This is a genomic window from Aeromonas sp. s10 (assembly GCF_040907975.1).
GTDB lineage: Bacteria > Pseudomonadota > Gammaproteobacteria > Enterobacterales > Aeromonadaceae > Aeromonas > Aeromonas caviae.
Genome location: NZ_JBFOCV010000029.1, coordinates 74451 through 82516 on the forward strand (window position 1 = coordinate 74451; position 8066 = coordinate 82516).

The 8066-nt window shown below is 60.9% G+C and carries 5 protein-coding genes and 1 tRNA gene; 3 read left to right on the plus strand and 3 right to left on the minus strand.

Translation table 11 applies throughout. The annotated features are described in order from the left end of the window. Window positions 1–35 precede the first annotated feature (35 nt). Entirely contained in the window at window positions 36–2225 is a 2190-nt protein-coding gene (malQ, locus tag AB5Y59_RS08170) for a 4-alpha-glucanotransferase (RefSeq protein WP_368211805.1), read from the minus strand. Window positions 2226–2571: 346 nt separating this feature from the next. On the opposite strand from malQ, the gene gap reads away from it, so the two are divergent. After that, entirely contained in the window at window positions 2572–3567 is a 996-nt protein-coding gene (gene gap, locus AB5Y59_RS08175; protein WP_010672882.1) for a type I glyceraldehyde-3-phosphate dehydrogenase, read from the plus strand. A gap of 105 nt (window positions 3568–3672) precedes the next feature. Continuing rightward, entirely contained in the window at window positions 3673–4533 is an 861-nt protein-coding gene (locus AB5Y59_RS08180) for a D-hexose-6-phosphate mutarotase (RefSeq protein ID WP_103858244.1), read from the plus strand. Window positions 4534–4603: 70 nt separating this feature from the next. Here AB5Y59_RS08180 and nadA read toward each other — a convergent pair whose 3' ends face one another. Next, window positions 4604–5677, minus strand: a complete 1074-nt coding sequence (nadA, locus tag AB5Y59_RS08185; RefSeq protein WP_052816503.1) for a quinolinate synthase NadA — start codon at window positions 5675–5677, stop codon at window positions 4604–4606. Window positions 5678–5819: 142 nt separating this feature from the next. Between nadA and AB5Y59_RS08190 the strand changes: the two genes are divergently transcribed. After that, a complete protein-coding gene (locus AB5Y59_RS08190; protein WP_368211806.1) occupies window positions 5820–7925 on the plus strand; it encodes a methyl-accepting chemotaxis protein in 2106 nt (701 codons plus the stop codon). A 47-nt stretch (window positions 7926–7972) separates the two neighbouring features. Here the strand turns inward: AB5Y59_RS08190 and AB5Y59_RS08195 are convergent. Beyond that, a tRNA-Val gene (locus tag AB5Y59_RS08195) sits at window positions 7973–8048 on the minus strand. Between the last annotated feature and the right edge of the window lie 18 nt (window positions 8049–8066).

Here is an 8066-nt window from a genome sequence, read left to right on the forward strand (position 1 = left end):
CGGATGAAAGTGAGTCACATGTTGGCGTTCAAGGCTCAACGGCTGGCCTCGTCACGGGCCTGGCTCATCTTGCCCGCCAGATTCTTGAGCGCCTCGTCGGCGAAGATATCCTCCAGATCCCGGGAGAGCTTGCGACGCCAGTTGGGGTACTCGTAGCTGGTACCCGGCACGTTGACCGGCTTGTCCATCTCCAGCCAGTCTTCGAGCTGGGTGCTGAACAGGGCACAGCTGCCGCGGGACATGTGCAGTTGCAGACCGTGGTTGAGCTCGGTATTCATGCCGACCCAGTTCACGTCTTGACTGATATTGCCAGAGATGACCCCATGAGCATGCAGGCTGTCAAGGATCCGCTGCTTGGCCTGGTGGCGATCAGCATACAGGGTCTTGAGTACGTCTTCATCCGGGTACAGGCCCAGTTCGCGTCCCAGCGCCAGATCGTCGCAGTGCCAGAAGCCTTTGAGGGTCGGCATGTCGTGGGTGGTCAGGGCGGACATCGCCTGCTCGGCGTAGTGCGCCGGGGAGATGAAGCCACCATCGTCCTTGGAGCGCTCGAAGAAGAACACCTTGTAGGAGTGGACGCCGTTCTCTTTCAGGGTCACGTCGATCCCCTCCGGCACGGTCCCCAGATCCTCGCCGATCAGCAGGCACTGGTTGCGATGAGACTCGAGGGCCAGGATCCCCAGCAGATCGTTCACCGGATAATAGATGTAGGCCCCCTTGGCGGCCGACTCTCCGGGCGGCACCCACCACAGGCGCAGCAAGGCCATCACGTGGTCGATGCGCAGGGCGCCGCAGGAGCGCATGTTGGCACGGAACAGATCCACCATGGGCTGGTAGGCGGCCTCGAACAGCTGGTTCGGGTTCATGGGGGGCAGGCCCCAGTTCTGGCCGAGGGGGCCGAGAATGTCGGGCGGCGCACCGACCGAGGCTTTCGGGCAGTAGAGATCCCGGTTTGCCCAGATCTCGGTGGAACCTTCGGAGACGCCGACCGCCAGATCCCGGTAGATCCCCATCACCATGCCGGCGGCCTTGGCGCGGGCATCGGCCCGGGCCAGCTGCTCATCAGCCAGGAACTGCAGATAGAGATAGAAGGCCACATCCTGCTGGTGCTCGGCCATCCAGGCCGCCACTTCGGGGTTGTGGTAATCGCGCAGCGCCTCGGGCCAGACCGGCCAGCCCCAGGCATTCTCGCCCTTGGCATAGAAGTGGGCCTGCAGGGCGTCAAACGCTGCCTGCTGTTGCAGGCTGTCACCGCCTGCAGCCACAAAGGCATCGAACGCAGCCTGACGCTCGGCGCTGAAGCTGGCCTGGTCGAACACCTGGCGCAGCATCCCGATCTTGGTCTGGATGACGCCGGTGTAATCCACATTGTCCTTGACCCGCAGGGAGGTGAGGTGCTGCTGGAAGGCCGGGCTCGCCACTTCCGCTTTCAGGCGATCGTTGCCCAGGAATTCGGGCACCGCTTCCACATCGATATAGGCGACGTTGAGCCAGCGACGGGAAGAGGGGCTGTAGGGGCTGGCACTCTCCGGGTTCGCCGGATAGAGGGCGTGGATGGGGTTGAGACCGACGAAGTGGGCTCCCCAGGCGGCTGCATTCTCAACCAGCTGGCCGAGATCGCTGAAATCGCCGATGCCCCAGTTGTGGCGGCTGCGCAGGCAGTAGAGCTGGACGCTCGGGCCCCACACCTTGCGACCATTGGCGATGGGTGCCTGCTTGTAGCAGGAATTGGGGGCGACGATGAGACGCATGGTGGCCAGCGGCTCGTCATTGCCCTCTTCCAGCAGGATGAGCTGGTGATAACCCAGCGCAGGCTGCACATCCAGGGTGACGCGATAGGCCTGACACTCCATCTCCTCGAACTCGGCCACCCCGACCAGCTCACCCTCGATGGGAGTAAGTTGACCGGACAGCACTGCACCCTGCTCCTGCTGGAGCTGCCAGGTGAGGGCATCGTTGACGAATTCGATGGGGAGGCGAACCTCAAGAGTAACGGCGTCGCCGCTGCGTACCACCATCACGGGATCCAGCGCGCGCAGCCAGTGCTGGCGGTGCTCCTGCTCAAGCTGTTCGGACAGGGCGACCTCGTCATCGACGCGGTAGCCCATGGCGCCCAGCATGGCGGCCTTGCTCTCTTCCGATACCAGGGCCGGCTGGCCCCAGGCATCAACATACTCACTGGCAATGCCTTTGGCGGCAGCCAGCTGTTCAATCAGGGTGGTCATAGTTTGAGAATTCCCGCTGTGGATTCTGTCTACGCTATTTTGTGATTAATTTTTATGGTTGGTACTTGAACAGTGGCTCTTTGGCCATGCTAAACCGCGCACATTTTTACATATCTCCCCGGCTGGATGTGTGACCGGGCAGGCACTATTGTTGTTCTCTGCCACCGACTTTGCTGATGATGCATTCAACAAAAGTTGGTAGCCAGTTACATAAACCGAAAATAAATTTCACAGTTTTTCATGATATAGCGCAATTTCGCGCAGATTGTTGGTTGACTCGCGAGGGAGTTCTAGTAAATTTACAAACGGAATTTTCTTTGACTACTGAACAGTTAGGTAACCAATTATGACTATCAAAGTAGGTATTAACGGTTTTGGCCGTATCGGTCGTTTCGTTTTCCGTCTGGCCGCTGAGCGTGCTGACATCGAAGTGGTTGGTATCAACGACCTGATCGACGTTGACTACATGGCTTACATGCTGAAGTACGACTCCACTCACGGTCGCTTCAAGGGCACTGTTGAAGTCAAAGACGGCAACCTGATCGTCAACGGCAAAACCGTACGTGTTACCGCTGAACGTGACCCGGCCAACCTGAAATGGGGCGAAATCGGTGTTGACGTTGTTGCCGAAGCAACCGGTCTGTTCCTGACCGACGAAACCGCTCGCAAGCACATCGCTGCCGGTGCCAAGAAAGTCGTACTGACAGGTCCGTCCAAAGACGCTACCCCGATGTTCGTCATGGGCGTCAACCAGGATTCCTACGCTGGCCAGGACATCGTTTCCAACGCTTCCTGCACCACCAACTGCCTGGCCCCCATCGCCAAGGTTCTGAACGATACCTTCGGTATCGAATCCGGCCTGATGACCACCGTTCACGCTACCACTGCTACCCAGAAGACCGTTGATGGTCCGTCTGCCAAAGACTGGCGCGGTGGCCGCGGTGCGGCTCAGAACATCATCCCGTCCTCTACCGGTGCTGCCAAGGCTGTTGGCGTGGTCATCCCGGAACTGAACGGCAAGCTGACCGGCATGGCCTTCCGCGTTCCGACTCCGGACGTTTCCGTTGTTGACCTGACCGTCAACCTGAAGAAAGAAGCGTCCTACGCTGAAATCTGCCAGGCCATGAAGGCTGCCTCCGAAGGCGCCATGAAGGGCGTGCTGGGCTACACCGAAGACGAAGTGGTTTCCACCGACTTCCTGGGTGAGCGTCAGACTTCCGTGTTCGATGCCAAGGCTGGTATCCAGCTGAACAAGACCTTCGTGAAAGTCGTCTCCTGGTACGACAACGAAATGGGCTACTCCAGCAAGGTTCTGGACCTGATCGCTCACATCTCCAAGTAATTTGGGATGCGCAATCGCGTAGCTTGAAAAAAGGCGGCCAATGGCCGCCTTTTTGTATTCTGAATCACGGACCCTTTCTGAATGTCCCCGAGCACTGGAGCCTTTATGACACCGACACGTACGCTGACTGCCCACTGCACCCTGAGCCAGGATGGCCTGCCCCTGCTGACCATAGACAATGAGCACGCCAGGGCCGAGATAAGCCTGTTTGGCGCCCACGTGCTGCGTTACCAACGCCATGGTGAGCCGGCCTCCCTCTGGCTCAGCGACAAGGCGATACTGGATGGCAGCAAGCCCATTCGCGGCGGCATTCCCCTCTGCTGGCCCTGGTTCGGCCCCTCTCCCGCTCGCGTTGGCAGCGGCAAGCCGGCTCATGGCTTCGCACGCAACTGCCTGTGGACGCTGGATGGGGTCTCCGATCACGGGGATGGCACACTCGTCCACCTCTCCCTGCGTGACAACGATGCCAGCAGGACACTCTGGCCCCATGCCTTCGAGCTGGAGCTGGACGTACTGGTCGGCAAGGAGCTTTCCCTGGTGCTGACCACCCGCAACACCGGCAAGTCAGCGCTCACCTACAATGCCGCCCTGCACACCTACCTGCAGATCAGTGCGCCGGAAGCGGTGACCGTGACCGGCCTCGGCGAACCCTATCTGGACAAGCTGACCGGCCGAAACGAACTGCAACAGGGAGCGCTGACCGTCACCGCAGCCATGGATCGCATCTACCGCCAGCCCGATGCCATGGTCAGCGTGCAGGATGGTGAGCGCACCACCCGGGTGGTCAACGGCAACCACGACAGCGTGGTGGTCTGGACCCCCTGGCAGGAAGGGGCCAGCGCCATGGCCGACATGAGTGACAACGGTTATCGCACCATGCTCTGTGTCGAGGCGGCCATCACCGCCGAGGACGGGATCACCGTCCCGCCCGACGAGGAGCACAGCTTCTCCACCGTCATCATCTGACGATACAGATGACGGACAAATAAAGAGGGCTCCCGCGGGAGCCCTCTTTGCATCTTGCCATCAGCGTCAGTCAGGCGTTGCCCTGGGTCTTGAGCTTGAGCTCCGCGGCGAAATCCAGCATGCGATCGAGCGGGACAAGCGCTTTGAGACGCAGTGCCTCATCCACATGGATCTCGTGACGCTCGGCACCGTCGGTCAGGGCCTCCTTGATGGCTACCAGGCCGTTCATCGCCATCCAGGGGCAGTGGGCGCAGCTACGGCAGGTGGCACCATCACCGCCGGTGGGCGCTTCCACCATCTCTTTCTCCGGGCAGGCCTGCTGCATCTTGTAGAAGATGCCGCGATCGGTCGCCACGATCAGTTTCTGCTGGGGCAGCTCTTTGGCGGCCTTGATGAGCTGGCTGGTGGAACCCACCGCATCCGCCAGCTCGATGACGGAGGCCGGGGACTCCGGGTGCACCAGCACGGCGGCATCCGGGTTCTGGGCCTTGAGCTCGCGCAGCGCCTTGGCCTTGAACTCGTCGTGCACGATGCAGTGACCCTGCCAGCGCAGCATCTCGGCCCCTGTCTTCTTCTCGATATAGGCGCCGAGGTGGCGGTCCGGGCCCCAGATGATCTTGTGACCCTGACTGTCCAGATGTTCGACGATCTCCAGTGCAATACTGGAGGTGACCACCCAGTCGGCCCGTGCTTTCACCGCTGCCGAGGTATTGGCATAGACCACCACGATGTGATCGGGGTGGGCATCGCAGAAGGCGGAGAACTGGTCGATGGGACAACCCAGATCAAGAGAGCACTCGGCCTCCAGCGTCGGCATCAGCACCCGCTTGTGGGGGCTCAGGATCTTGGAGGTCTCTCCCATGAAGCGCACACCGGCCACGATCAGGGTCTGGGCTGCATGGTCGCGACCGAAGCGGGCCATCTCCAGGGAGTCACCCACGAAGCCACCGGTGGCTTCTGCCAGGGCCTGGATCTCGGGATCCGTGTAGTAATGGGCAACCAGCACAGCCTGGCGCGCCTCGAGCAGCACCTTGATCTCGGCGATCAGGGTCGCCTTCTGCTCGGGAGTCAGGGGCTGTGGTTTGGCCGGGAAGGGGTAGTCCATCTCGACTACCGGCGGAATACTGCTCAGTGCATTGCTCATTGCGACTGTTCCATCAACGCTCGGGAAGGCCAAAATTATAACCAGAAGCCGTGCACAAACCCATCAACAAATCCAGTACAGTACAACTGTCAGGACCCGCTCCGACCATATCGTTGTCATTCTTGCCAAAAGGAGTTGTCGAATGAAACAACGTTCGCTCAAGACCAAGTTGTTGTTGCTCACGCTGGGACTTTTTCTCGCCAGTGGCGTCGCCATGACATGGATACAGTCCTCCTCGCTGAACGGCCTGCGCGATGACATCATGGCGCAGACCCGTGGCGCCCTGGAGCAGGAGGTTTCCCGTTCCCTGCAATTCCAGGCAGAGCGGTATGCCGTGCAGATCGAAGACCAGTTGCAGCAGGCCTATCAGATACCGCTCGGCATGGCGGCGCAGCTTGAAGGAAGCATGGCCCAGCCGGACCAGCGGCTGAGTCGCCCGCAAGTGGAGCTTCTGCTTGGCAGCCGCCTGCGCCAGGCAAACGGGATCAGCTCCATCTACGCCCAGTTCGAACCCAACGGTTACGACGAACAGGACGCCGACTGGCAGACGGGCGCCAGCCATTCGGTTGCCGGCAAGGGCAGTCTCGAGGTCTACTTCACCCGGGAACAGAACGGAAACATCGCGCAGCAGACCATAGATGCCGCCACCAGTGATGCCAAGTTCGACACCTCGCGCAATGAATTCGGCATTCGCAACAGCGAGTGGTATCTCTGCGGTCGCGAGACTCGTCGCCCCTGCCTGATGGAACCCTACCTCTACGAGATAAGCCCTGGCCAGAAGATGCTGATGACCAGCCTGACGGTGCCCGTCCTCAAGGATGGCAAGTTTGCCGGGATCACCGGGGTCGACATGAACCTGCCCATCTTCCAGCAACTGGCCGAGCACCTTGGCAAGAGCCTCTATGACAACCAGGCCGAGGTCACCCTGGTCAGCAAGGCGGGCTTCATCGTCGGCAGCAACCGCCATTCGGACAAACTGGGGCGCCCCCTGACAGAGGCCGGACTGGTTGCCCCGAATGGACACCCCGCCGATACCGACAGCGATTTCATCCTGCAGCAGCCCATACGGATCGAGGCTGCCGACAACCAGTGGTGGCTGATGATCAAGGTGCCCAAGGCCCTCGCCCTCAGCCAGGCCAACACCATCAGCCAGCAGCTCGGCAGCCTGTTGCAGGCTACCCAGCAGCAGCAGCTGGTTGCCATCGTTGTCATCACCCTGGTGGCCCTGGGCTTGCTTGTCTGGTTCATCCAGACCATCACGGCGCCCCTCTCCCTCATCAGCCGCCACGTCTCCCACCTCGCCAGCAATGAAGGCGACCTGACCCAGCAGATGCGTATCGACACCCACCAGGAGCTCATCGAGCTGGGCAGGCATCTCAATGCCTTCCTCGGCAAGCTGAGGGCCATGGTGCAGGGCAGCAAGCAGATAGGGCAACAGGTGCATCAGCAGGCCAGGGGCATGAAACAGACGGCCGATGCCATGCGCAGCAGCCTGGATGATCAGAGCCTGGAGCTGGAGAGCGTGGTCAGTGCCATGCACGAGATGAGCACCACGGCAGTCAGCGTGGCGGGCTATGCGGAACAGGCGGCGCAGGAGTCGGAAGCGGCGACCCACCATGTCAGCACGGCCCAGCAGACATTGAGCAGGGCCCGTAGCGAGATCCATACCCTGGTCGAGGACATGCATCAGGCCGACAAGGCGGTCGCCCAGGTCGCCCAGCGCAGCACCAATATCAGCCACATTCTCGATGTGATCCGGGCCATTGCCGAACAGACCAACCTGCTGGCCCTCAACGCAGCCATCGAGGCGGCGCGGGCCGGCGACATGGGCAGGGGTTTTGCCGTCGTGGCGGACGAGGTGAGGGCGCTGGCCAACAAGACCCGCTCATCCACCGACGAGATAGGGCAGCTCATCGGCAGCCTGCAAACCGAGGTCACCAGCAGCCAGCAGTTGATGAGCACGGGGATCGCCCGCTCGGTGAGCACGGTTGAAGGCACGGAGCAGGCCTTCGAGGCACTCAATCAGGTGGTCAGCCAGATCCAGCAGATCCATGATCACATCAGCCAGGTGGCGACCGCCGCCGAGCAGCAGAGTGCCGTGAGCGACACCATCAACCAGAACCTGATGCGCATCGGTGACGCCGCCACCACCCTGGGACAAGAGGCCAATGCCAGCCAGCGTCTGAGCGAGGCACTGGAACAGGCGGCCACCACCCTGGCAAGCGAGCTGGATCGACTGCGAACCTGATGGCAGACGGAAACGAAAAAGCCCGCATCGCTGCGGGCTTTTCAATATGGTGGTCGTTACTGGGCTCGAACCAGTGACCCCCTCCTTGTAAGGGAGGTGCTCTCCCAGCTGAGCTAAACGACCTGGGATATGACTGAAATG

What these genes read in the sequence shown, in the direction of transcription:
- malQ (WP_368211805.1), bottom strand. Translation starts at nt 2,225, where the DNA reads ATGACCACCCTGATTGAACAGCTGGCTGCCGCCAAAGGCATTGCCAGT.
- gap (WP_010672882.1), top strand. Translation starts at nt 2,572, where the DNA reads ATGACTATCAAAGTAGGTATTAACGGTTTTGGCCGTATCGGTCGTTTC.
- AB5Y59_RS08180 (WP_103858244.1), top strand. Translation starts at nt 3,673, where the DNA reads ATGACACCGACACGTACGCTGACTGCCCACTGCACCCTGAGCCAGGAT.
- nadA (WP_052816503.1), bottom strand. Translation starts at nt 5,677, where the DNA reads ATGAGCAATGCACTGAGCAGTATTCCGCCGGTAGTCGAGATGGACTAC.
- AB5Y59_RS08190 (WP_368211806.1), top strand. Translation starts at nt 5,820, where the DNA reads ATGAAACAACGTTCGCTCAAGACCAAGTTGTTGTTGCTCACGCTGGGA.